Consider the following 24,562-nt stretch of genomic DNA (forward strand, 5'->3'; position numbering starts at 1 on the left):
GATTTCAATCGTGACCTCGATCGAAGTGTTCTTGGGGCACAGAAAATTTTTGTTGCTCAAATCCCGCCACCTCAGACAGCGTATAGAGTGGGCGGTTTTTCACTTCCTCATAGATTCGCCCAATGTATTCTCCCAAAATTCCAATGCTGAGCAGTTGCACCGCACCTAAGAAGAAAATGGCGACTACGATGATAGTTAATCCAGTCAAGGGTGAAGCGGGATAAGCAATTCTCCAGTAAAACGTCAGCAGCATCATCACGATCGCAACTAAAGCAGCAAATAATCCTACATAGGTTGAAATCCGCAGCGGCACTTTCGAGAAGGAAACTAAGCCATTGATGGCTAACCCAAGTGATTTGTGAAATGTGTATTTCACATCGCCAGCAATTCGAGGATCGCGCTCGAATTGGATTGCAGTCTGAGAAAATCCAACCCACGATCGCAAGCCCCGAATGTAACGATTGCGCTCAGGCATTGCATTGAGTAAATCCACGACTTGACGATCCATCAAGCAAAAATCGCCTGTATCCGTTGGAATATCGACATCCGCAAGCTGTTTGAGCAATCGATAAAACACAAAAGCTGTCAAGCGCTTAAACCATCCTTCCTTGCGCCGCTGAGTCCGCTGAGCATACACCACTTGATAGCCTTGTCGCCACTTCTCAATCATGGCGGGAATCAGTTCGGGCGGATCTTGTAAGTCTGCGTCTAAGATGACAATCACGCGACCTCGAACATAGTTCAAGCCAGCCGTGACGGCAATTTGATGTCCGAAATTGCGAGCTAAGCTGAGATAACAAACGCGCGGATCGCGATCGTGTAATTCTCGAATTAACTGCAAAGACCGATCTCGGCTCCCATCATTGACCAAAATCAATTCAGATGGGGCATCGAGCCTGTCCATTAGCGCACTCACACGACCATACAGCGCGGCAATCGTCTCTTCCTCGTTGTAAATCGGAATAATCAGCGTGTACTTCGGTAAAATCATCAAACCCACCTCCACAACAAGATCAACGCGATCGTACTTAAACTACTGACTGCAACGCCGATCGTAAAGATCGTTGTCCATCCATACCAAAGTTTGACCTCGGATTTTCCAGATGGAACGCGAATCTCGATCGTGCCATCTTTTGCCTTTGAGAGATCTAACTTCGCTTCATTTGCTTTTCCTTGCCAAGCTGGATGGTAGTAAGTTCTGAGTTTAAGGATTGCGGGTTCTGGCGTGTCGATATTCAGGACGCGAGATTGACCTGTCCAACGTTTGATATCAATTTTGGCAGTCTTAGGAGCTTCCATCACAGGAGCTTGACCTCGCAGAGGTTCTGGAATTTTGCCATCGTCTAGGGGCGGTCGATATTCTGGTAGATCGATGAGATTATCTGAGTACGGATCGTGAACAATCGCTTTGATCGTTTCCAGATTCATGATGGTTCCTCTGCCTGCATGATTCAAAGTGGGCAGACGGCGAGCAAGCTGAAAAGAGTATCTAAAATTTGCAACTAACACTGCCACAATGATCAGTGCAAATAGAATCTTCAGCCGCGATCGTTGCAGGGCATAGACCGCGATCGTGCAACTAATTCCCCCTGCCAGCGCGAACATTCCGAGTAGTCTCACCGGAAATTGCACCATCTGTAACGTTGGACTAGCTTCCCACACTGGAGCCGAGAGAATGCTCATCATGAAAGCAAGCGCGATCGCAAATCCTAGTACTCCCAATGCTGGACGCAACACTGTCTTGCGATTCCAAAGCGTTAACGCAATCGCTGAGAAAATTAAGATTGCGATGCCTTGATGGACATAGATGTAAGCCATTTTTTGTAATTGGCTAAGCGGCAACAATTGCAACTGTCCGCTGCCAATCATATTGGCTTGAAAGCCTCCGTTCACAGCTTTTAAGGCTTTGATATTGGCAAAAGACTGTTCTAGTACAGCAGGAAGCAGAAAGAATCCTGCAAGTCCAAATCCTATGCCTGCTGAGGCAAATAGTGGCAGAATTCGTTTCCAAGATTGCTGGATCATGAGCACGAAAAGATATCCGACCCAAGCGATTGTACAAAGCAGCAAGGTTGGAACATGGGTTAGTGCAACGACTGCCCAAAATAGAGCGAGCACAACCTTCCATCTCGGTTGCTCAAGTGCTTTATCTGTAAAGTACAACCCCAACGGCATCAACGGCTGAGCAAACAGCGCTGGAATTCCCCCAAAATAAGCTAAGTTTGTGAGTTGTGGAGCCGAAACATAGAATAATGCGCCGACAACCGCAGCTAATTTTCCCCACTTGCGTGCTGTGTAGATGTAGAATCCTAACCCGGAAGTAAACAGAGCGATCGTACAAAGCACCGCGATCGTTTGCTGAATATCAAAGCCTGAACGCCTAAGCAGCGCACCGAGGTAGTAAACCAACGGGGGATAAAAAACAAAGGTGGGACTGCCGTATCCGTAGTTTGTTCCACCTAGCCAGCGGGGGTAAATCGTTTCCGTCAGCTCTAGAGCAAAGTGCTGAATCCAAGTCATATGCCAGGACAGATCGCCAAGTCCATTGATTCCATCTCGGAGCATTCGCCATGCGATCGCGATTGCGGCAAGGCTAATGAGGAGAATTGCGATTGTGTCGTAAACGCGCTTAGAAATCGAAGGACTTCGGGAAAGTCCAGAGAAAGAAGGAAACATAGTGGGGCAGATTCAAAGGGGCTTGAAGGTATTTTGCCCAATTTATTGGCGTGCTAGCGTTTGAATGCAGAATTCTCGAAGGTGCGGATAAGAAACGCTATCATCGTCACTCGCTTGACTCATTGCGAAGCAATTTCATAGTCAAGCACAGCTTGTTTGTATGACTGTTCTACCTTGATGAGATAGTAAGGAAACGTGCTAGCTGAAATTAAGGTTCAGCTAGTGATGCATATCAATCAGTTAAGTTAGTACTGATTCAGCTAGCACTTCTGAAGTTGATTGATAAAAGCTCAATGTAGAAACTATTGACGAGTTCGATCGAGTTTAGAAACGACTCCGCCAAATGCAAAATTTTGCACCATCTCGCTTGCCAGAAAGTCATGCGGAAAGCCAAGCTCGATCGTACTCACATCATTCAATCTCTGAAGCTGTTCTGAACTGAGTTCAAATCCTAAGCAATCCATGTTCTCCTTGAGTTGATCGAGCTTGCGCGAACCAATGATTGGAATGATGCTACCCGGTTGTTGACGAATCCAATTCAGTGCGACTTGCGACGGGAGCTTACCTATTTCAGCAGCAATATCGAGCACAGTTTGAGCGATCGCGAGTTGGTTTTCAGTGACCGGGCGCGAAGTATCAGGATGACTCAATCGTCCTTCCACAGGTTCCGGCTTATTATATTTACCCGTTAAAACTCCTGCTCCAAGCGGACTCCAAGCCGTTACTCCAATCTCAAATGCTCGTGCCATAGGCAGGAGATCTCGCTCGGGAGTACGTTCAATCAGAGAGTACTCAATCTGTAGTCCGATAAACGAAGTCCAGCCGCGAAATTGCGCGATCGTATTTGCCTGAGAAATAATCCAGGCAGGTGTATCTGAGATGCCAATATAGAGAATCTTGCCTTGTCGAACTAAGTCATCAAATGCTCTCATGACTTCTTCGACAGGTGTTGTAAAGTCCCAAGCATGGAGCCAAAGTAGATCGATGTAGTCTGTTTCTAGGCGCTTCAAACTTGCTTCAACTGCTTGCACCATGTTTTTCCGATGATTGCCAGCAGCATTCACCCCGCCGTTGCCCATGTTGAGTGAGTACTTTGTAGCGAGTACCCACTTTTCGCGATCGCGTTTAATAAATTCTCCAACAAACTTCTCGCTGGTTCCATTGGTATAGAGGTTTGCGGTATCAATGAAATTTCCGCCTGCTTCTGCAAAGGCATCAAACATTTTGCGGCTCTCTTCATACGCTCCGCCCCAGCCCCAATCCTCTCCGAAGGTCATTGTGCCGAGACACAATTCCGAGACTCTGAGACCGCTCTGTCCTAGTAGTTTGTATCGCATCGTTTTTCTAAAAGTGCAGTGAAGGGTAGCGGTTCATTCTTCCCCGGATTGAGGGAAATTGAATGAAGCATTGCATGACATGCTGCAATTGAAAAGTCATCGAATCAATCGGACTCGCGGTGCATCGATTGCGCATCGCGTCGAGCATCTTAATTATCAAGACTAGGCTAAAACTTTCCGATGAGTCAGGCTCAGAATCAATTTCTTAGTGTTGTTTTACAAATTGCAATAAACGGTTCAACTTCATGACGAATTTAGATTTAGCATCGCGCGAAAGCCTAGCAAAATCTGACCTGTGCGCTTTCTACTCATCCTGGGCATAATGAATCCGCCCACCAAGATACTCACGGTTCTGTCTGATACATTCACCCTTTGGATTGACGAAACAGGAAGCCAGCATGTCCATTGAGAAACTTCAACCTGCACCTACGCAGCAAGTCGGGGTCTACACGCCATATTATCCTCAACAAACCAAAAAACAACTTCTTCCATTTGCGATTAGCCTCTATCAAAAAGGGGCGCTTGAAGGAGAACGCAGAATTGAGGGAGCTGAAAGTATTCCGTTTATTGCGACTTGGAATGTTTCAACCCTACCTGCGGATTTGTGCCGTTGTCGGATTCAATTTGAAGGCAATGCTGAACTCAGTTATGAGATCATGATGGCGAACTTCGAGTTTGTTGACTTCTTAATTGATGTCATTCTTAATTTTAAGCGGAGTCGGCTTTCTGATTTTTCCCAGTCGTTTTATCGCAAGCTGTTGCGCATCGACGAATAGAGGGTTCAATTCCATCTGATTCTGATCAAGTCAGGGCGATCGTAGAATTCTACGATCGCCCTGACTTTTGCCGTAGTTCCGAACTGAGTGTATCCAAGATTGCGATAAAATTCATAAAGCTACAAGGCTGTTCATTGAGTCATCATTATCCGGAGTAAGCGCGTGCCAAAGTCCGCCAAGTATTTAGTCATCGGTTCGCTAGAAGCTTACAGTGGCAAATCGGCTGCCATTTTAGGAATTGCTCATCAACTCAAAGCGAAAGGGATTGATCTTGCCTACGGCAAAGCGTTAGGCGGCGGCTGGGGTCAAACTCAGATGGCAGATAATGATGGTGATATTCAATTTGTGGCAGAGGCGATACAACTGCCCCAAGAACGGCTCCAGGCTCCCGTCCTCAACCTCGATACGGATACGGTTGAAAGACGGATTAGTGGAACTGATCAGCAGGACTATCAACAATTGTTGGCGCAGCGATCGCAAGCGCAAAAAGGCGATTTAGTCATTCTGGAAGGACCTGGAAATCTCAGTGAGGGTAAATTGTTCGATCTCTCACTGCTGCAAGTCGCAGAAACCATTCAAGCCCAGGTAATGCTCGTCACACGGTTTCATTCTGTACTCTTGCTCGACCAGATTTTGAGTGCAAAAGAGCAATTAGGCGATCGCTTGTTAGGAGTTTTGATTAATGATGTTCCGGCGGATCAGATCAATTCCATCAATCAGTCACTCCGTCCTTATCTAGAACAGCAAAATATTCCCGTGCTAGGCGTATTGCCGAGTAGTACGTTGTTAAGAAGCGTCAGTGTTGCAGAATTAGTGCATCAATTAAATGCAGAAGTGCTCTGTCGCCCTGATCGCTTAGATCTCATGGTCGAAAGTTTGACGATCGGCGCGATGAATGTCAATTCTGCTTTGAAGTATTTTCGAGCGAGACACAATATGGCGGTGGTCACAGGGGGCGATCGCACGGATTTACAGCTAGCAGCGCTGGAAACTTCCACGCAGTGTTTGATCTTGACCGGGCACATTGCCCCGACGAAAGAGATTGTGGCACGCGCAGAGGATTTGGAAGTGCCGATTCTTGCAGTCGATTTAGATACATTAACAACTGTTGAAATTATTGAACGAGCCTTTGGAGAAGTGCGATTGCAGGAGCCAATTAAGTTTCAATGTATTTGTCAAATGATTGAAGCTCATTTCGACAGCGATCGCTTACTGTCCGCTTTAGGATTAATGCCAGCAAGTACACGATGACACAAACATTAGTTTCAACCGCATTCCGAGTCGGAATTGCAGGTCCCGTGGGATCAGGGAAAACAGCGTTAGTTGATGCCCTTTGTAAAACGCTGCGCGATCGGTTTGCGATCGCAGTCGTGACGAATGATATTTACACGCAAGAAGATGCGAAATTTTTAGTGCGATCGCAAGCTTTAGACCCGAATCGAATTTTGGGAGTCGAAACGGGAGGCTGTCCTCATACAGCAATTCGGGAAGATGCATCGATGAATCTTGCCGCGATCGAGCAGCTTGAGCAGCGATTTCAGGATTTAGAGCTGATTTTCGTCGAGAGTGGTGGCGATAATTTAGCTGCAACCTTTAGTCCTGAACTGGTTGATCTGAATCTCTATGTAATTGATGTTGCAGGCGGGGATAAGATCCCGCGCAAAGGTGGTCCCGGCATCACAAAATCTGATCTATTGGTCATTAATAAGATTGATTTAGCGCCCTATGTCGGTGCCGATCTGCAAGTTATGGAGCGAGATGCAAAGTTGATGAGAGGGGATAAACCTTTTGTCTTCACAAACTTAAAAACACAAGCTGGATTAGGCACCATTGTTGATTTTGTGACCACTTACGCAGGGCTGAACCTGACGCAAAAATAACAAAATAACCCTTAAATTGTAGTCCTCAATACAATTCTTGCCAGAACACAAGCCCTAGTATTTCAGAGATATTACTGAAGCTTGAAATCGCGACATCTCTGCGACTCGCTCCTTCGCAGAGCCAATCTTTTTTGGATTGTTCGATCGCTCTTGCTTGGTTCAATACGTCACTACTTTGGACTATGACAAACTCATTCGGACGGCGTGAATTTATTGTTTTTGGCTCCACTCTTGCAGGGAGTATTTTGTTGAAATCGTGCGGAGCGCCCACAGCTTCAACGGGTTCAAGTTCAGGTTCTTCTCCTGCTGCTTCTCCTGCTGCCAATACCGCAGCATCGGGCAACACGATCAAGGTGGGAATCTTGCACTCGCTCTCTGGCACGATGGCGATCTCTGAAAAGAGTGTCGTCGATGCTGAGCAATTAGCGATCGAGGAGATCAACAAAGCGGGCGGTGTGTTAGGCAAGCAGATCGAAGCGGTCGTTGAAGATGGCAACTCGGATTGGCCAACCTTTGCTGAGAAAGCGAAGAAATTGATCGATCAAGACAAGGTGGCAACGGTCTTTGGTTGCTGGACTTCAGCAAGCCGGAAAGCGGTACTGCCTGTGTTTGAATCGAAAAAACACTTGCTCTGGTATCCCGTGCAGTATGAAGGGCAAGAATGCTCTAACAATGTGTTCTATACGGGTGCTGCTCCCAACCAACAGATCGAACCTTCGGTCGAATGGTTGTTGCAGAACAAGGGCAAAGAGTTCTTCTTGGTGGGTTCAGACTATGTCTTCCCCAGAACTGCAAATACGATCATCAAAGCTCAGTTAGCAGCTCAAGGCGGAACGGTGAAAGGGGAAGACTACATTCCCTTAGGCAACACCGAAGTCAAATCGGTTGTAGACAAAATCAAGCAAGCGCTTCCGAATGGCGGCGTGATCTACAACAGCTTGAACGGCGACACGAACGTTGCATTCTTCAAAGAGCTGCAAGCATCTGGCTTGACACCTGACAAGTATCCTTCGATGTCGGTGAGTATTGCAGAAGAAGAAGTTAAAGCGATCGGGGTTGAATACCTCAAAGGTCACTATGCAGCATGGAACTACTTCCAAACGGTGAATACACCTGCTAGCCAAAAGTTTGTGCAAGCATTCAAGGCGAAGTATGGCAACGATCGAGTCGTGAACGACCCGATGGAAGCTGCTTACATCATGGTTTATCTGTGGAAGCAATCCGTTGAGAAAGCAGGAACCGCTGATGATCTCGATAAAGTGAAAGCAGCCGCGTATGGTCAGACCTTCGATGCACCCGAAGGAAAAGTCACCATGAACTCGAACCACCACTTGTCGAAGTTTGTCCGGATTGGTGAAGTTGGAGATGATGCGCTGTTCAAGATTGTTTCCGAAGGCAAGGAAGCGGTGAAACCGTTGCCTTGGAATCAGTTTGTTGCAGAAACGAAAGGCTTCTCCTGTGATTGGTCTGATCCGGCGAAAGGTGGGAAGTTCAAGCTGACAACCTAGGGATTGATGGCTCTGTCTCATGTCACAGAGGTAGGGAGTGGGGAGTAGGGAGTAGGGAAAGAATTGTACGATTCCGTTTCCCACTCCCCACTCCTCACTCCCTACTTCCTCATTTCTGTCATACCGACTTGGAGGAGATTTTGCTATCAGGACTTTTGAATGGATTGTTCAGTGGGCTAAGCCTAGGTTCAGTACTGTTACTTGCAGCATTGGGACTGGCGATCGTCTTTGGACTCATGGGTGTGATCAACATGGCGCACGGTGAGTTAATGATGCTCGGCGCTTACACAACTTTTGTGGTGCAAAATGCCCTGAAGCCGTTGGGTGGCATTTGGTTTGATGCCTATATCTTTGTTGCTTTGATCGCAGCGTTTATTGTGACTGCCATATTTGGCGTAGTGCTAGAGCGTGGGGTGATTCGATATTTGTATGGGCGACCGCTGGAAACGCTGCTGGCAACGTGGGGTGTGAGCTTGATCTTGCAGCAGTTGGTTCGCAGTGTGAGTTGGCAATTTGTAGTTGGGCTGATTGTCTTCTGTGCGTTCTTCTTCGGGGGACTGTGGTTTTTAGCAAAACGCCCGAATTTTGAGCAATTTCGAGGGTGGGCGATCGCGCTTTTACTGCCGATCTCGGCTGGGATCGCGCTCTCGCTCGGAAATTATTTAGGTCAAGCGTATGGGCTGCTGATGACCAAACCGTGGTTTGGCGCGCAAAACGTGGATGTGACGGCTCCGCGATGGTTGCGGGGTGGATTGTCGATCGCGGACACACAGCTTTCCTATGCTCGGATTTTTATTATTGTCTTGACGATCGCGTGTTTGTTTGGCGTGTATTGGTTTTTAAATCAAACGTCCTGGGGCTTGCGAATTCGTGCGGTCACGCAGAATCGCGGCATGAGTGCTTGTCTCGGAATTCCGACGCAGAAAGTGGATGCTTTGGCATTTGCGATCGGGTCTGGGCTAGCTGGAGTCGCAGGATGTGCGGTGAGTTTGCTCGGATCAGTTGGTCCTAATACGGGACAGAACTACATCGTCGATACCTTTATGGTGGTCGTCGTAGGTGGAGTTGGTAAGTTAGTTGGTAGTATTATCGCAGCACTGGCGATCGGAACCGCGAACTATATTATTGGCTCGAACTTGTTAGTCGATGCGTTTAGTTTCTTTCCGCCGTTGGCTGAATTCTTTCGGTTCTTCTCAACGATCAGCATGGCAAAGGTGATGGTCTTTGCATTAATTATTGTGTTTCTACAGTTCCGCCCGGCTGGACTGTTCCCGCAAAAGGGTCGAACGGTGGATGCTTAAAAAGAGGATGACGTTGTGAAAAGGGAAATTCCTTGGTGGAAAACGAAATCGTTTGCAATCGAAGTTGGACTTGTGATTGCGATCGCGCTCTTGCTGATCTTTGTGATTCCGCCTTTGTTAGTCGGCGTGGGTCAAGCCTTTCGCGTGAATTTGCTCGGGCGGTTTTTAGCGTTAGCAATTGTGGCGTTAGGGATTGATTTAATCTGGGGCTACACTGGCATTTTGAGCTTGGGTCACGGATTGTTTTTTGCGCTCGGTGGCTATAGTTTGGCAATGTATTTGCAGTTGCAAATTCCCGCCGGACAACTTCCTGAATTTTTCAGTCTCTATGGCGTCACTGAACTGCCAGCTTTTTGGTTGCCGTTTTACTCGCTGCCGTTTACGGTCTTTGCGATCGTCTTGTTGCCGACGGTCGTGGCGGCAGTGCTAGGCTATCTGGTGTTCCGAAATCGGATTCGGGGCGTTTACTTTTCGATTTTGACGCAAGCGGCTTTGATCGTATTTTTCAACTTCTTCAATGGTCAGCAAAAGTTGATCAATGGAACGAATGGATTGAAGACGGATACGGCGACTATTTTTGGACAAGCGGTAGGTTCGCCCGAAGTGCAGTGGGTGTTCTACATGCTGACGGTCTGGTTGCTGGTGGGCGCTTATGCACTGTGTCGATGGCTCACGAGTGGTCGATTGGGACGGTTACTGGTTGCAGTTCGGGATGATGAACCGCGCTTGCGATTTTCTGGGTATGACCCGACGGCATTTAAGGTGTTGGTGTTTGCGATCTCTGCGGGACTTGCGGGGGTTGCAGGTGCATTGTTCACGGTGCAGTCTGGGATCATTTCGCCCAAGTCGATGGACATTGCTTTCTCGATCGAGATGGTGATCTGGGTGGCAGTTGGCGGTCGGGCAAGTTTAGTCGGCGCGATCCTGGGTGCTTTGATTGTGAACTTTGCTAAGAGCGTGCTGAGTGAACAGTTTCCCCAGGTTTGGTATTTTTTCCAAGGTGCATTGTTCCTCACAGTTGTGACGGTGCTGCCGGGTGGATTGGTGGGCTGGATTCGCAATGAAGGCTTAGAGCTTGTGCGATCGCGAATTCTTGGCAAACGCTACCTGATGACCTACCCAAGTTTAGAAGAAGATCCGGAAGTGCAATATGAGCGAGAAAATCTTGCAAATCGAAAATCTGACCGTTAGTTTTGATGGCTTTAAGGCGATCAATGACCTGAATTTTGACCTGGATGCGGGCGAGTTGCGGGTGGTGATTGGACCGAATGGAGCCGGAAAAACGACCTTTTTGGATACGATTACTGGGAAGGTGCAGCCGACAGTTGGAACGGTCTACTTTCAAGGTCGAAACACAAAAGGTCTCAAAGAACACCAGATTGCGCGGTTAGGTGTGGGGCGAAAGTTTCAAACGCCGAGGGTGTATCTAAATTTGACTCCGCGTGAGAATTTGGAGCTTTCTTGTACGCGCGATAAGAATATCTGGAATGCGATCGTTGGAAAAACTCCGGCTGCGGAACGGCGAACGGTGTCTGGGCTACTCGAAACGATCGGGCTAGATCTCAAAGCGGATATCAAGGCGGCGTTGCTGTCTCATGGAGAGAAGCAGCGGTTAGAGATTGGCATGTTGGTGGCTCAGTCTCCGGATTTGCTGTTAGTCGATGAGCCAGTTGCAGGGTTAACGGATGAAGAAACCGAGAAGGTAGGGGATCTGTTACTGGCGCTGGCTGAGAGTCATTCGATTATTGTGATCGAACACGATATGGAGTTTGTCCGACAGATTGCTCGCAAGGTCACGGTGCTGCATCAAGGCAGTGTGCTGTGTGAGGGTTCGATGGATGAGGTACAAAACGATCCGCGAGTCATTGAAGTATATCTAGGGCAACAAGAAGATCACGCTGCGTAATTTACTATGACGAATACAACGTTAGAACCAATGGGAATGGACATTGCGGTTCCGATGCTTCAGGTGTCGGGATTGAATGTGTACTATGGCGAGAGTCATATTTTGCGGGATGTGGATATGACGGTGCATCCGGGCAAGATGGTCTGTCTGATTGGGCGCAATGGGGTGGGAAAGACGACGCTTTTGAAGTCGATTATGGGGTTGCTGAAGCCGCGCCGAGGAACGATCGATCTGGGTGGTGAAGCGATTACCATGAAGACTCCAGATCAGCGCGCTCGCTTGGGGATTGGCTATGTGCCGCAGGGTCGGGAGGTGATTCCTCGGCTGACGGTGAAGGAGAATTTGATGTTGGGGATGGAGGCGTTGCCACCGAAGAAGCGTACGGCTGACATTCCGGATGAGATTTTTGAGTTGTTCCCAGTGTTGAAGACGATGCTGGCTCGGATGGGCGGGGATCTCAGCGGTGGGCAACAGCAGCAGTTAGCGATCGCGCGGGCTTTGATGGGTCAACCGCGGTTGCTGGTGCTAGATGAGCCGACGGAGGGGATTCAGCCGTCGATTATTCTGGAGATTGAAGCTGCGGTGCGGCGGATTATTGAGACGACTGGGATTTCGGTGTTGCTGGTTGAGCAGCATTTGCATTTTGTGCGTCAGGCGGATTGGTACTATGCGATGCAGAAGGGCGGGATTGTGGCTGCTGGATCGACGAGTGAGTTGAGTAATGAAGTGGTGCAGCGGTTCTTGGCGGTTTAGCCTCAGGCGTGATTTTCTTTGGCAAACCGAAGCAGGAGCAAAACACCTGAGAGGTTTGCCAAAAGGTTAGAGCCAAGACAAGTCGATCGTTTTGAGAATTGAAAGATTTGTCATCAGTATAGATAGATACTATAAAACGAGCAAGAGATTGCTCTCTCACTAATCACGCAGTTTACTCCTGCTAACGGGTCTGAAACCGATGGTCAGTTCGTCCTGTTCCAATTGTAGAAAGCAGCACTGATCAAAGAAAGACAATAGAAGTTGATCCTAAATATGAAAGTCTTATTGAGCGTGGAATGTTAAGAGGTTTGGGACTTGAGGGTATATTTAGAGCAGAAAGTCAACTTCTACATAACTACTCCTCGAAAGGGCTTGCCCAAACAGATGGAGAGAAATCCCCTTTATTGTCTGAACAGTAGAGGGGATTTCTGCTGAATTCTGGCAACGGGAAAACGCTAGATTCCGATGGCGATACAGGGAGGATGTCAGGGTTTCCTATGTACAGTTCTCGAAGTCATGGCTTAGACCATTCAACTCAAGGTTACTTTGAGCGTTCCGGCATGGGCTTAGTCCCACTCCGAGAGCGATAATATTTCTGCTCTCCACTACAGGCAATGAGTGGAAGCACAAGAGTAAAGATCAGAGTGAGAGAAAGAATCCGTTTCATGATTGGTTCAGTAAAGGACAAGATTAGGGTGGACATTAATACTCGGACGGTAGCATTAAGGCTCTATCGCAGACATAGAGTTTGATGTTGCTCAGGCGCTTGAGTCTCTACAACGGGGATAAAACACAAGCGATCGCTCACCTTTGAGATGACCTTACGATCGAGAACTTTGAAATTTGGCGAAAAAGTAGGAGTATAGTCTTGAAACTGCTTCTGCTTTTGCAACAGGAGAGCGCAATGCCAGAGATTCCACGGCAACTGAAACCCGATGAATTGCATCAATGGCAGATAGCAATTGCAGAAGCCGATCGACATAACATTCTCTGTCATTGTCGAGACTGTGACTATGAATGGGTTGCATCCAAGCCCGAACCTTGTCAATGTGGAAGCAAGCAGGTCGAACATATCGCTTGCTGGCAGTTTCCGGATGGTTAGCGAATTGGGATAAACGGAAAAACCGTTCTAATAAACTTCCGTAACCGCAAAAGCCCGATCGTTTTTCTCAGTCCCGGAGAAACCTGATTGCGTGGATTTTCAGGCGGACGTTGTTGAAGTTGAGCCTGAAGATCAGCATATTCAGCCGCCGTTAGCCGTTTATTATCAATCGGCGATCGTGCTTCTGTAATAATCTCAGTTCGCGCCACTTCCTCGGGCAAATCTTCCGGCGGTGGAAGTGCCGTTGCAGGCAGCGCAGCAGTCAGAATAAACAACGTCACAAGCTTCCAATTCATAGCTGATAAAACGTCAGTGCAGTGTTGCCGTAGCGTTTTTGGCGAACGATCGAAAATCCCGAATCTGGTAACTCATACTCAGGACTATGCTCGATCGCAAACTCACCGTGGGGCGCAAGTAGATTCAGTTGCTCAACCAACTGTAAGACCGGAACATACAAATCGCTCGCATAAGGCGGATCAAAATAAATTCGATCGAACTGTTGCCCTTGCAAACGATTGAGTTGTTTGACCACATCTCCTCGTAACAACTCATAAGACTGATCTGGCTTAGCAACTTGTTTCCAATTTTGCTCAATCACAGCACAAGCTTTGGGAGACTGTTCAATCCCAACTACGATCGAAGCTCCTCGACATAGAGCTTCCGCCCCCATCGAACCACTTCCAGCACACAGATCGAGCCAACGACACTGATCGATCGTACCTTGCCAAATGTTAAACACTGCCTCGCGCACCCGCGCTACCGTTGGACGAGTCGCCTGTCCTGGAAGCGTTTTCAGAGATCGATTGCCGTAAATTCGCAAACTCATACCTGCAATAGCTGACGTTGATTCACTAGCTCAACAAAGTTCGAGAGCAACTGCAAGCCAGCCGTAGAGGATTTTTCTGGATGAAACTGCACTGCCATCAGATTATCTCTCGCGATCGCAGCCGTCACAGTTTGCGTTCCATGCGTAATCGTTGCTGCCCGAATGCTCGGATCAGTCGGCTCAACATAGTAGGAATGCACAAAATAGACCCAAGGCTTCTCACCTAAGCGCTGCCAGAGGGCACAATCTGGCTGAGTGAACTCTAATTGATTCCAGCCCATGTGCGGAATCGTAATCTCCGGCTCGTGGTGAAATCGCTTCACAATTCCTGGAACAATTCCCAGTCCAGCTTCTTTGCCTTCTTCGCTCGACTCAAACAAGATTTGCAAGCCTAAACAAATTCCCAAGAAAGGCTTACCACTCGCAATCACATCTTTAATCGGCTGAACGAGATCGCGAGATCGCAAATGCTGCATCGCCGGATCAAACGATCCCACCCCTGGAAGCACGACCGCATCTGCGGATTCGATTTCTTTGGCAGAGTCCGTCACGATCGTAGTTGCACCTGCATTATCCAGACCTTTACAAGCCGAGTGCAAGTTTCCCATATCGTAATCGATGACCGCGATCGTGGGCATTGCTCATTCCTCCAATCTAATATTTAGATTCTAGTAGCAATCTGGAACGATGAAAATTCTCCTCACCTCATTTTCGACTTGGATGCCTCACCAGATCTCCAATTCATCGGATGATTTACTTCAAGCGATCGCTGATCACCAAGACTGTCATTTTCTACGCAGCATCCCAGTCGATTTTGAACTTGCACCAAAAGTCACGATCGCCCAAATTCAAACGCTTAATCCTGCTGGCATTATTTGCTGTGGAATGGCAGAATCGCGCCAAAAGTTATCGATCGAATCTAATGGCAGATTTCAGAGCGAAATTCTGCGATCGCGCTTGAATCTAGAAACTCTGCTCGAAGGAACGACCACCACCGAAATTAGTCATGATGCAGGAGATTACGTTTGTAACTATCTCTACTATTCCGTTTTGAAATATCTAGAGCATTGCCAACTAAATCAACCCTGTGTGTTTATTCACGTTCCAATTTTGACTTCAGCAAATCACAATGCGATTGTTGAAGATTTTCTGAGCATTCTCGATCGCATTCGATCGCAGTGCGATGGATTGATATAAAGCTTGCCTGTGCAAAACTGACAATAACAATTGCCCACAGAAATCTCATTCTAAAAATATCGATTCAGCGAGGCATACCATGACTGCAATCGTCATCAATCTCCGTCCCACGATCGAACTGACCGACGACGAGTTTTACAAGTTCTGTCAGCAGAATCCAAACCTCCGAATTGAAACCACAGCTACCGGAGCGCTAATTGTTACGCCACCCGTGGGAGGAAGAACTGGAAAACGGAATGCTGATCTAACAACTGATGTTGGGCTTTGGAATCGTCAGGCTGATTTAGGAGTTGTGTTTGATTCTTCGACGATCTTTAAGTTGCCAAATGGAGCCAATAAATCGCCTGATGTTGCTTGGGTCAGTCACGATCGCTGGAATGCTCTAACCGTAGAACAACAAGAACGCTTTCCGCCGATCGCACCTGACTTTGTGATTGAACTACGATCGCGCACTGACGACATCGAAGACTTAGAAGCCAAAATGCAGGAATACATGGACAATGGAGTGCGCCTCGGTTGGCTGATTGACCCCCAAGCGGAACAAGTCAAAATTTATCGGCAAGGTCAGCCTGTTGAAACGCTACAATCCCCTCTCACACTCTCCGGCGAAACCGTTTTACCCGGATTTGTACTCGATCTCAGTCGCATTTTTCGCTAAATCGTCAAGAATTCAACGAGACAAATAGCAAACTGCGATCGCGCTTTTTCGGTATGATCAATCCCGCTCTCGATCTTGAATTCCTTTATGTTGTCGCTTCTCTCCAGTTTGATCTTGTCACAAACAACACCTGCTCCCACACCGACACCGACTCCCACTCCTCCCCCACAGCAAACGATCGTAGAACCGCAAGAAATGCGCGTTTTACCGGGAGAATTAGATTCAGTGCCCGTCTTCAACAGCAACAGCCCAGAAGTGGTGCAAAAAGAAGGAATTTTACTGTCCACATTTCCCGCAGCAGGCAAACAATTTCCAGCAGCGCACCTCAATCAAAGCTTTTCCGGCAGATTTGACATCTTCACCCATCACATTGCCAAAGCCCTCACCCCAGAAGATTTGAGAACGCTTTACCTCGGTGTGATTGCTCATAATCCCGGCAAGACAGCCGTCACGATCGACATTCTCCAGGCTGCGAGCTATCTGAGCCAACCTGATGCGCCGTTTATTTCACTCGATCCCGCGATCGCCAATGAGGATGGCAAAACTTTCGCAGGTCCCGGCAGTCGCGCTGTCGGGGAAGTCCTGCGCGGATTACGCCAAGATATCTTTCCGGCTCAAGTTGTGATCCCACCCGGGGAAAGCCGGATGTTAATGAACTTGCCGATTCCTGTGAAGCCGCTCACCCCACCGCTCAATGGTCGATCGTCCTTGATGAGACTGCGCAGCACTGGAGAAGTGTATCTTGCAAGCCTAGGCATGTTTGCCAAACAAAATCCCGACAGCACAGAACGCGAACCCACGGTCGAAGAATGGGAAGCATTGCTCAATACAGCAGATCTGTCAGGACCACGCGATAAAACGCCAACCCCGATCGAAGAAACCACAGGCACTTTAATCTACGGACGAGTTGCAGGGGTCGCCGTTGGCTCGCAATGGAATGGACGAATTTTAGATGCAAACCGAGATTCTCTCAGCATTCCTGCACCAGGGGCAGGCTTCTCTTATGGATTAGCCACGCTGCATCGCGGCACATTGGGCACGAATCAAAACCAAAGCGCTAAAATGATTCGCCGCTATCCTGATACAGCCTATCAAGCCCACGGGAACTATGCCATTCAATATAGTCTGACGATGCCGCTGGAAAATACCAGCGACCAGCCTCAAACCGTTGTTCTCACGGTCGAAACCCCGCTGAAGCGAGAAGACACCGACAAAGGACTGCGCTTTCTTGAGCCTGCGGGACCGCAGATGAACTTTCGCGGCACCGTCCGTTGGAGATTCAACGACGATCAAGGATTACCCCAAACTCATTACGTTCACCTCGTTCAACGTCGCGGTCAACAAGGTGCGCCGCTTGTCACCTTGCAGATGCAACCTCAAGAACGACGACTCGTGCAGTTCGATTTTCTTTATCCTCCGGATGCCACGCCACCACAAGTACTGACGATCAAAACCCTTAAATCGGAACCTGCACCGTAAAGCAAGTGCCCACTCCAACCGCGCTCTGAATCGCAATCTGTCCTCCTAAGAGATCAACGCAGCGTTTGACGATCGCGAGTCCCAAACCTGTGCCGGGAATGGCACTTGCATTCTGAGCGCGATAAAACGACTGAAACAATTTCGATTGCTCAGATGCGGGAATGCCAATCCCTTGATCTGCAACTTGTAGGGTCAGATGGCTGGAATGAACTTGCAAATTGCATTCGATCTTGCCGCCTTTCGGTGAATACTTGATGCCATTCGACAGCAAATTCACGACAATGCGCTGGAATAGAGTGGCATCAATTTGGGTCACGGGCATCGTCGTTTCAGATGAAAACACAATCTCATGGCAAGACGTATTCGCCTGGGCTTCTTCGATCAGTTCTGCACACACTTGTACAGGGTTCACCTCGGTCGGACTGACCTTAAATTCAGGCTGCTCTGTCCGACTCAGCACTAGGACATCTTCTAACATCTGAGCCATCTGCTTGATCTTCGATCGAATTCGCTGAAAATGCTTGCGTGCCCGATCGCTCTGCGGAGCCGTCGCCGTTTGCAATAAATCGATCGAGGTCGAAATCACCGTTAAGGGAGATCGCAATTCGTGAGCGGTATCTGCTAAAAATTGAGTCTGCGGCTGTGGCGATTCTTGTGTCGATTCCGGCGCTTCAATCGGGTGACTAATCGTGGCAAATCCGATCGGTTGATCGGTTTCGCGATCGCGAATCAAAAACCACTGACTTTCAAACCAAACCAATTCAGACGATCTCAAGAGTGCAAACTCGCCTCGCCACTCCCCAACTTCATAAAGTCTCGGCAAGATCGTGTCATTCCAAACCTGCTGCCGGGCTTCGTCTAACTTGAACTCAAATAATTTAAGTAAAGTCTTTCCACTCGGATTCAGACAAATCCACTCGTGATCGAGGGACACGACTCCGATTAAATCTTGACTCTGCTGAGCGATCGCGCCGAACCAACTTAACTCGCTCCAAACCTTTGAGGGACACCTGCTTTCAACCTCTGGCTTTCGAGACGCTTGAAAGCGAGAAGCATGATTGAGGGTTGGGGTAAAACACACTTTAACAGCCTGATGCGTTGACTTCATGGCAGCTTGCTTTGCTTAATCACATCCAGGGAACCGACTGCGACACGCTGATGTTGCGCCTCAGTGATTTCTATTAGCTAATTTCCCCGATCTCTGTGGATCATCCGTACAATTTCGGGCATCTTTATTGTTTCTTTATATTATTGACCTGTATTATTGAAAACAATTCAGCGATCGCGCTGAGCAAGGTGAACAATTCAGTGTTCACGCAGAAGTAGAAAAAATTGATACATACTGACGCTCGTTCTCTACGATTTTACGAATTTCACCTTGAGAATACGCAGGAGCGGTCTCGATCTTAATCCGTACAAGTACTTGGAAAATATGCGGTCTTGCTGCAACTTGAACGGTTTTGAACGTCTAGACGCAAGTTTTACCGTAATAACCCTGAAATTTTGCGCAAGCCATAGCCGTGTAATTTACCAGAAAATCTGTCTGAGATTTGCGTGTTTGAACGCTTAGCGATCGCGTTCAGGCTCGTTTAATCTAAATAGGATTCATGAAGCTTTAACTTCGCTTTTTCTGAGAATCATCAGTTTGTTTACACTAAATCAAAAGCTAGACAAACTAAACTTGAAAACTTGAGTGCATCCATCAGATTTTGAAATTTATCTCTAGTTTATAAACGATTTGATTCCTTGCTCATTTCTTTAAGTACGAGACTTCAAGAAGGTAGTATTTTCACTAAGGGTGTACGTAATACTTTGCATTATGTGGAGACAGACTAAAAATTTGCATGGGTGTACCTAATGACACGCATGTGAATTTGAGAAAGTGAATTAGAGCGACATTTTTCACGTTTAATCAAGGCGTTTTCTACCAGGTTGATCGAACGGACAGGGTTGTTTTTGAAATCAAGACTCACATCTACCGAACTTTGAGTTGATTTCGTCCTGCATTACGCGACTGAGTAAAGAACGAGATTCCTTATGCGTGAAAAGCTTTCTGTTTCGGCGGCTTTCCTTCGGCTCTTTCAAACTGGATTACTCCTTCAATTCATCACAGGCTTGCTTAAATTGCCCCGCCGCTTGCGACGCTATATTTTGTTCGCAGGCGACAGTATCATCTTTCTAATTGCTGCCTGTATTGCGCTCAATCTGCGGTTTGAAGATTCCCCTTTGATTGACCAATTCTGGTATTACCAAGCATCTCTTGCGCTAACTGTTCCGGTTAAATTCTGCATATTTTATTTATTAGGCATGTATCGACCTCTGTTACGGCATACAGGGGCAGAAATCTTATGGTTGGCACTAAAGGCAGTCATTTTGAGCGAAGCGGGACTGGTTGCATTCAGTACCCTGTTACATGTGCAGGTTTTACCTCGATCGGTTCAAATTATCTCTGCGCTGATCACTTGGATTGGAGTAGTCGGAATTCGGTTCTCAATCCGGCGATTTTTGGTGCTGATCGATACTGCACCTCAGGCAACTCATGCGGCTGCTGTGCGATCGCGTACAAAGTCGCTGCCATATTCAACGTCACAGCGAATTATCATCTATGGCGCAGGGTCGGCTGGGTTTCAGCTTTCGCAGGCACTGCTGCGTGAAACAGAATACCAAGTCATTGCTTTTGTGGATGACAATCCTGAAATTCATGGCAGATCGCTCGATCGCGCTCATATTTACAGTCCAACTCTGTTGAGAACGCTGATTGCCCAGTACCAGATTACGATGGTTTTACTGGCAGTGCCTTCTGCGAGTCCCCAAGACAAGCGTCGCATTCTTCAGAGTTTGAAGGGATTGCCTGTCAAGGTCAAAACAGTTCCTTCGGTGCGTGAAATTGTTGCAGGTCATGTGCCGATCGGTAAAATTCGGAATGTTGATATTTCTGATCTGCTCGGGCGCGCCGAAGTTCTGCCCGATCCGAGTCTACTTCGAGTTAACATCACTGATAAGTCAGTACTGGTGACAGGAGCAGGCGGCTCGATCGGGTCAGAACTCTGCCGCCAAATTGCCCAGCAAAATCCTCGACTTCTGGTGCTCTATGAGCTGAATGAGTTTGCTTTGTATTCGATTGAAACAGAGCTAGCAGAAACGTATCCCAATGTGCCTCGTTTTGCTTATTTAGGCTCGGTCACTGATGGCGATCGCTTATCGGAAGTATTGGAGAAGCATCAAGTTGAGACGGTCTATCATGCAGCGGCATACAAGCATGTTCCTTTGGTTGAAAGTAATGCAGCGCAAGGAATTATCAACAATGCCTATGGCACAATGGTGACTGCACAGACCGCAGAAAAATGCAGAGTTGAGACTTTTGTCTTGATCTCAACGGATAAAGCTGTGCGTCCAACCAATGTGATGGGTGCGACGAAGCGGATTGCAGAATTAGTACTGCAAGCATTAGCGGCACGGGCGAAAACACGAACCCGCTTTGTGATGGTGCGATTTGGTAATGTGCTGAATAGTAACGGGTCAGTTGTCCCCCGATTTCGACAGCAGATTGCAGCAGGTCAGCCGATTACACTGACACATCCAGAAATGACGCGCTATTTCATGTCGATTCCAGAAGCGTCACGGCTGGTGATTCAAGCAGGTGCAATGGCTCAGGGTGGTGAAGTTTTTCTGCTCGATATGGGTGAACCTGTGCGGATTTATGATCTGGCGGTGCAGATGATTGAACTGAGTGGATTAGTACCCGGAGCAGATATTGATATTGAAATTACGGGATTACGACCGGGCGAGAAGTTATATGAGGAGCTACTCATCAGCGGAAATTCGATGGCAACGAGTCATCCTAAGATTTTTGCAGCACGAGAAGCCATGATACCCTGGGAGCAGCTAGAGCCATTGTTGGATCAGCTTTTCTTAGCGGCGTATCAGAAAAATGCTACTAAACTACGATCGCTGCTCAAAACTTTGGTTCCAGAATATCAGCCCAGTAGTCCGAAGTCGATGGATTCGGTTCTCAATCCGCAGCGTCGAACGAGTTGAGACGAGTCTGTTTGAGATGGAGATGCTCAAAGAGTGGGGGTAGGGAGCTAGTAAGGAAACAACTCCCCACTCCCCACCCAACTTAGGGCTACGATAGCAACTAAAGCTTCTCTTGCGCAGGCGGTGTTACTCCCGTTTGAACTAAGCCCTGCTCGATTTCTCTGAGCAATTCAAAGTCCTCATCTGGTAAAACTCGATCGCTCTCTTTTTCCAAAAAGCTAAATGCCGATCGAAACTCTTGTGCATCTGCTGGAATAGGAGCATCGAAGTGGCAGGGAATAATCCGCTCAAAGTTCCAGCTTGCAACTTGATTTGCCCAATCCATCACCTTTTGCGGTTCACGATTGAGGATCAATTGCTGCAAAATCGGAGCAACCATTAATCGATGCTTGCGTAATGCTTCAAACGATCGCTGCCAGCCCGCTTTCCAATGAAACGGATACCAGCCGAATAGAGCTTTCTTTGAGCGATCGGGAGCTTTCATTGCTTCTCGAACCGAAGGAGCTAAGTCTGCGATATCCAGCGCACTAGGGCGAAAGTAAAATGTAAATAATGCCACGCGCTGCCAGCCTTTGAGACGATTGGCTTCTGTATCTTCGATGCGATCGACAGCACTCTCACGCGCATGAAACAACAACGGATAAGGATCAAGCTGAATAATCTCTGGAGCAACTTCTGGAACTGAGACAACGGAATCTGTCACCAGTAAGGTGCGTGAGCTTTTATCCAACAGTGCAATCTCTCCAAAAGGGCCGAGTCCCAATCCAATCGGGCCGAGAGTTGCAGACTCAAATTGGTTACTAAAAGAAACATTCTGCCCATCTAGCACATGAGTGCGTTGCTTTGGAAATCCCAACCAGGTCAGAGGTAAATTGGCTGGATAGCTCCATTGGTTCGGTGGAACATAGATTTGAGCTTTAGGAAACCGACGCGCAAAAGGCGGAACACAGACTTTATGCTCTAGTCCCGATATCGTTGGCAGAACAATGTATTTTACCTCGCCGTGTAGGGCGACTAGCTCATCGAGTAATCTTGAACATTCGCGGGTTAGGGCAACCGGAGCATAGATTAACAGTCCACCCTCATCGAGCTTAATCACAGTCATGCGAATCGGTGTGACCACATAAAAGATGCCTTGAAGCTGGTCAAATGTCCAAACGGCATCTTTCACAACTTCAGTTCTAAGGGTTCGACGCTGACGATAGGGATAAATGGGGAGGAGAAACCAATAGAACCACGATCGCTCTCTCGAATCTGTTGAAATGTCTTGCACCGATTGCATCCTTTCTCAAATCTTTCTTCATCTTAAAACGATGGGCTATACCGAATCGAGAAATAAATTCCATTCTCTTGTAAGGTGTGTTTCTCATTTTCGATCGACACGAGCGGAAAGCCAAAATCGATCCGCGCTGAAAAGTTTTCTCCTTGCCGCCACAAAAGCCCTAGACCCGCTCCGACGAGCGTATTCTTTTCAGGATTGTCTCCGCTGCGATTCCAGCCTGTTCCTAGGTCAACAAACGGTGTGAGTTGTACCAGTCCGTTTCTCGGTCTGAAAATCGGCAATCGTAATTCGGTCGAGAACAAAAAACCGTTATCGGTGAGCAGGGCATCTTGTCGATATCCTCGAACTGTTTCTTGTCCTCCCACGCCAATTTGTTCTAAGGGGACGAGTGTACGATCGGCAAGTTGCATATCTCCTCGCACTAGGAATAATGAGTCTCTTGCTAAAAGTCTTGTCCACTGGGCTTGACCTCGCCAAGCAAAAAAACGGCTGTCTGGTGCTTGCTCGTTGATGGTTGAATTCAAGAAATTCAAGCCCAGGCTAAATTGCGATCGCGCGGCAAAAACTTGGCGATCGCTGCGTTGTACATATTCCTGAAAGAAGCGTAAAGCTGAAATTTGAGTGCGTCCCTGTTCATCTGCGCCAGGAGAAAGGGGAAAGGGTCCAATATTATCCAAACCTAGCTCGGTCTGACTTTCTTGGCGCGAGAACGTCAACCCGATCGCAAACTCATTGGTTGGGTGCTGAACGATGGGCTGTCTCAGCGTCAATTCGTAGTAGCGCGATCGCGCTTGAATCTCCAAAATATCAAACGGCTCCTCAATCACTCGGCTGCGAGTGCTGCCATAAGCTAGTCGGAGTGTCCCGTTGCGCGCATTGAATGGAACAATATAGCTCAAATCAATGCCATTACTTCCGTCTGTGTTGGTGTAGCTGGCTCTAAGACCATCGCCTAAGCCGAGTAAATTTGCCTGCGAGACTTCGAGTTGTCTGCGGAATGAGCCGACACTCGGAGAACGGGAATTATCGAGCAAAGGCGAGAGGGTCAACGTTTTCGCTTCTGCGATCGTAATTTGTAAAACACTCGTCCCTGGGCGTGTACCTGCTTGCAAGTCGGCTGAAATCGAAGCAATCAAGGGGTCAAGCTGTAACAGCCGCAAGCCTTCTAGCAACCGATTTACATTCAAAGGTTTTTGAGCCACAAGCCCAATTCGGCTGCGGATATAAGCAGGATTAAGGCGACGGGTTCCGATGACATCAATGCTCGCGATCGCACCTTCAATGATTTGAATTTTGACGGTGCCACCCGTTAAAACCTGAGGTGGGAGAACTGCGGCAGAGGTGACATAGCCTTGTTTGATATACAGTTCAGTAATTTCAGTTCTAATTTGCAACAATTCTGCAAACGAGATCCTGCGATCGACATATTTACGAGTAATCTCCGCGAAGTCTTGCGGGCGAAAAACAGTACTGCCGACAATTTCAATTTGTTTAATTTGAATCGTGTCTGAGACATTCTCCGGAGGTTCAGGAGTGGGGGGAGTTAGACCCGGGAGTAGTTGATCAGGTGGGGGAAGTGGAGTTGAAGTGGGTTCTGGTGGAGAAGGCTGCGGCGGTAGCGGTCTGGGTAAATCTTGAGGTGGGGGAATTGGCAAAACGCGCTGAGCGAGAGCAGGCGATGGATGAACAAGAGAAAGTAGCGACAGGAGCAGAATTTGAAATCGCGAGTGAGAAGCCATATGTATTTTTCATCGTGGAGAATTATCGCCCACGTTTTATTTAAACCATAGTTAGGTCAGGAGATGAACGCGGCAAAATAAAAATTTCTCCTCGATGAAAAGGA

Annotated in this window: 23 protein-coding genes; 13 read left to right on the forward strand and 10 right to left on the reverse strand. The window is 47.8% G+C overall.

The window, feature by feature from the left end:
* Positions 1 to 4 precede the first annotated feature (4 nt).
* The 3 genes from ACMUEV_RS17385 to ACMUEV_RS17395 form a co-directional block, all read right to left on the reverse strand.
* The gene (locus ACMUEV_RS17385; RefSeq protein WP_199329400.1) at positions 5 to 991 is read right to left on the reverse strand and encodes a glycosyltransferase family 2 protein; all 987 of its coding nucleotides are present in this window, start codon (positions 989 to 991) and stop codon (positions 5 to 7) included.
* Complete coding sequence (locus ACMUEV_RS17390) at positions 991 to 2,676, reverse strand: 6-pyruvoyl-tetrahydropterin synthase-related protein (protein ID WP_190649836.1); 1,686 nt, start codon at positions 2,674 to 2,676, stop codon at positions 991 to 993. The genes ACMUEV_RS17385 and ACMUEV_RS17390 overlap by 1 nt, the downstream gene beginning before the upstream one ends.
* 302 nt (positions 2,677 to 2,978) lie before the next feature.
* Positions 2,979 to 4,013: an aldo/keto reductase gene (locus tag ACMUEV_RS17395; RefSeq protein ID WP_190649838.1), complete on the reverse strand. Its 1,035-nt coding sequence runs from the start codon at positions 4,011 to 4,013 to the stop codon at positions 2,979 to 2,981.
* A gap of 398 nt (positions 4,014 to 4,411) precedes the next feature.
* Between ACMUEV_RS17395 and ebsA the strand changes: the two genes are divergently transcribed.
* The 8 genes from ebsA (at position 4,412) to urtE (ending at position 12,137) form a co-directional block, all read left to right on the forward strand.
* On the forward strand, positions 4,412 to 4,789 hold the full coding sequence (gene ebsA / locus ACMUEV_RS17400) for a type IV pilus biogenesis protein EbsA (RefSeq protein ID WP_017287819.1): 378 nt from the start codon (positions 4,412 to 4,414) through the stop codon (positions 4,787 to 4,789).
* A gap of 162 nt (positions 4,790 to 4,951) precedes the next feature.
* On the forward strand, positions 4,952 to 6,040 hold the full coding sequence (locus ACMUEV_RS17405; RefSeq protein WP_190649840.1) for a DRTGG domain-containing protein: 1,089 nt from the start codon (positions 4,952 to 4,954) through the stop codon (positions 6,038 to 6,040).
* A complete protein-coding gene (ureG, locus tag ACMUEV_RS17410) occupies positions 6,037 to 6,669 on the forward strand; it encodes an urease accessory protein UreG (RefSeq protein ID WP_017287817.1) in 633 nt (210 codons plus the stop codon). Before ACMUEV_RS17405 ends, ureG begins: the two co-directional genes overlap by 4 nt.
* A 182-nt stretch (positions 6,670 to 6,851) precedes the next feature.
* The gene (gene urtA, locus ACMUEV_RS17415; protein WP_026148586.1) at positions 6,852 to 8,177 is read left to right on the forward strand and encodes an urea ABC transporter substrate-binding protein; all 1,326 of its coding nucleotides are present in this window, start codon (positions 6,852 to 6,854) and stop codon (positions 8,175 to 8,177) included.
* A gap of 140 nt (positions 8,178 to 8,317) precedes the next feature.
* On the forward strand, positions 8,318 to 9,478 hold the full coding sequence (locus ACMUEV_RS17420) for an ABC transporter permease subunit (protein WP_190649842.1): 1,161 nt from the start codon (positions 8,318 to 8,320) through the stop codon (positions 9,476 to 9,478).
* Positions 9,479 to 9,493: 15 nt separating this feature from the next.
* Complete coding sequence (gene urtC / locus ACMUEV_RS17425) at positions 9,494 to 10,669, forward strand: urea ABC transporter permease subunit UrtC (RefSeq protein WP_017287813.1); 1,176 nt, start codon at positions 9,494 to 9,496, stop codon at positions 10,667 to 10,669.
* Entirely contained in the window at positions 10,629 to 11,384 is a 756-nt protein-coding gene (gene urtD, locus ACMUEV_RS17430) for an urea ABC transporter ATP-binding protein UrtD (protein ID WP_017287812.1), read from the forward strand. Before urtC ends, urtD begins: the two co-directional genes overlap by 41 nt.
* Positions 11,385 to 11,390: 6 nt before the next feature.
* Positions 11,391 to 12,137, forward strand: coding sequence for an urea ABC transporter ATP-binding subunit UrtE (gene urtE, locus ACMUEV_RS17435; protein WP_199329402.1), 747 nt, complete (start codon positions 11,391 to 11,393; stop codon positions 12,135 to 12,137).
* A 730-nt stretch (positions 12,138 to 12,867) separates the two neighbouring features.
* Here urtE and ACMUEV_RS17440 read toward each other — a convergent pair.
* The gene (locus ACMUEV_RS17440) at positions 12,868 to 13,029 is read right to left on the reverse strand and encodes a hypothetical protein (protein WP_268184369.1); all 162 of its coding nucleotides are present in this window, start codon (positions 13,027 to 13,029) and stop codon (positions 12,868 to 12,870) included.
* A gap of 12 nt (positions 13,030 to 13,041) precedes the next feature.
* Between ACMUEV_RS17440 and ACMUEV_RS17445 the strand changes: the two genes are divergently transcribed.
* A complete protein-coding gene (locus tag ACMUEV_RS17445; protein ID WP_190649844.1) occupies positions 13,042 to 13,239 on the forward strand; it encodes a hypothetical protein in 198 nt (65 codons plus the stop codon).
* Here the strand turns inward: ACMUEV_RS17445 and ACMUEV_RS17450 are convergent.
* From ACMUEV_RS17450 to hisH, 3 genes are read right to left on the reverse strand one after another with little or no spacing between them, the layout of a single operon-like run.
* Positions 13,236 to 13,535, reverse strand: a complete 300-nt coding sequence (locus ACMUEV_RS17450) for a hypothetical protein (RefSeq protein ID WP_190649846.1) — start codon at positions 13,533 to 13,535, stop codon at positions 13,236 to 13,238. The two genes, ACMUEV_RS17445 and ACMUEV_RS17450, sit on opposite strands and share 4 nt — an antisense overlap.
* Positions 13,532 to 14,065, reverse strand: a complete 534-nt coding sequence (gene rsmD / locus ACMUEV_RS17455) for a 16S rRNA (guanine(966)-N(2))-methyltransferase RsmD (protein ID WP_190649848.1) — start codon at positions 14,063 to 14,065, stop codon at positions 13,532 to 13,534. The genes ACMUEV_RS17450 and rsmD overlap by 4 nt, the downstream gene beginning before the upstream one ends.
* A complete protein-coding gene (gene hisH, locus ACMUEV_RS17460; protein WP_190649850.1) occupies positions 14,062 to 14,703 on the reverse strand; it encodes an imidazole glycerol phosphate synthase subunit HisH in 642 nt (213 codons plus the stop codon). The genes rsmD and hisH overlap by 4 nt, the downstream gene beginning before the upstream one ends.
* Positions 14,704 to 14,752: 49 nt before the next feature.
* On the opposite strand from hisH, the gene ACMUEV_RS17465 reads away from it, so the two are divergent.
* The 3 genes from ACMUEV_RS17465 (at position 14,753) to ACMUEV_RS17475 (ending at position 17,399) form a co-directional block, all read left to right on the forward strand.
* Positions 14,753 to 15,262 (forward strand): peptidase C15, encoded by a 510-nt coding sequence (locus ACMUEV_RS17465; protein ID WP_190649852.1) that lies wholly within the window; start codon positions 14,753 to 14,755, stop codon positions 15,260 to 15,262.
* Between the two features lie 79 nt (positions 15,263 to 15,341).
* Positions 15,342 to 15,920, forward strand: coding sequence for a Uma2 family endonuclease (locus ACMUEV_RS17470; protein ID WP_190649854.1), 579 nt, complete (start codon positions 15,342 to 15,344; stop codon positions 15,918 to 15,920).
* An 87-nt stretch (positions 15,921 to 16,007) separates the two neighbouring features.
* Positions 16,008 to 17,399, forward strand: coding sequence for a DUF3370 domain-containing protein (locus ACMUEV_RS17475; protein WP_190649856.1), 1,392 nt, complete (start codon positions 16,008 to 16,010; stop codon positions 17,397 to 17,399).
* Here ACMUEV_RS17475 and ACMUEV_RS17480 read toward each other — a convergent pair.
* Positions 17,377 to 18,507: a sensor histidine kinase gene (locus ACMUEV_RS17480; protein WP_190649858.1), complete on the reverse strand. Its 1,131-nt coding sequence runs from the start codon at positions 18,505 to 18,507 to the stop codon at positions 17,377 to 17,379. The genes ACMUEV_RS17475 and ACMUEV_RS17480 overlap by 23 nt on opposite strands.
* Positions 18,508 to 19,436: 929 nt before the next feature.
* On the opposite strand from ACMUEV_RS17480, the gene ACMUEV_RS17485 reads away from it, so the two are divergent.
* A complete protein-coding gene (locus ACMUEV_RS17485) occupies positions 19,437 to 21,437 on the forward strand; it encodes a nucleoside-diphosphate sugar epimerase/dehydratase (protein ID WP_190649861.1) in 2,001 nt (666 codons plus the stop codon).
* A gap of 100 nt (positions 21,438 to 21,537) precedes the next feature.
* Here ACMUEV_RS17485 and ACMUEV_RS17490 read toward each other — a convergent pair whose 3' ends face one another.
* Positions 21,538 to 22,719, reverse strand: a complete 1,182-nt coding sequence (locus ACMUEV_RS17490; RefSeq protein ID WP_190649862.1) for a DUF4336 domain-containing protein — start codon at positions 22,717 to 22,719, stop codon at positions 21,538 to 21,540.
* 23 nt (positions 22,720 to 22,742) lie between these two features.
* Positions 22,743 to 24,458: a ShlB/FhaC/HecB family hemolysin secretion/activation protein gene (locus ACMUEV_RS17495; protein WP_190649864.1), complete on the reverse strand. Its 1,716-nt coding sequence runs from the start codon at positions 24,456 to 24,458 to the stop codon at positions 22,743 to 22,745.
* Positions 24,459 to 24,562: the final 104 nt, after the last annotated feature.

The organism is Leptolyngbya sp. FACHB-1624 (assembly GCF_047649235.1).
In the GTDB taxonomy this organism is placed as follows: domain Bacteria; phylum Cyanobacteriota; class Cyanobacteriia; order Leptolyngbyales; family Leptolyngbyaceae; genus Leptolyngbya; species Leptolyngbya boryana.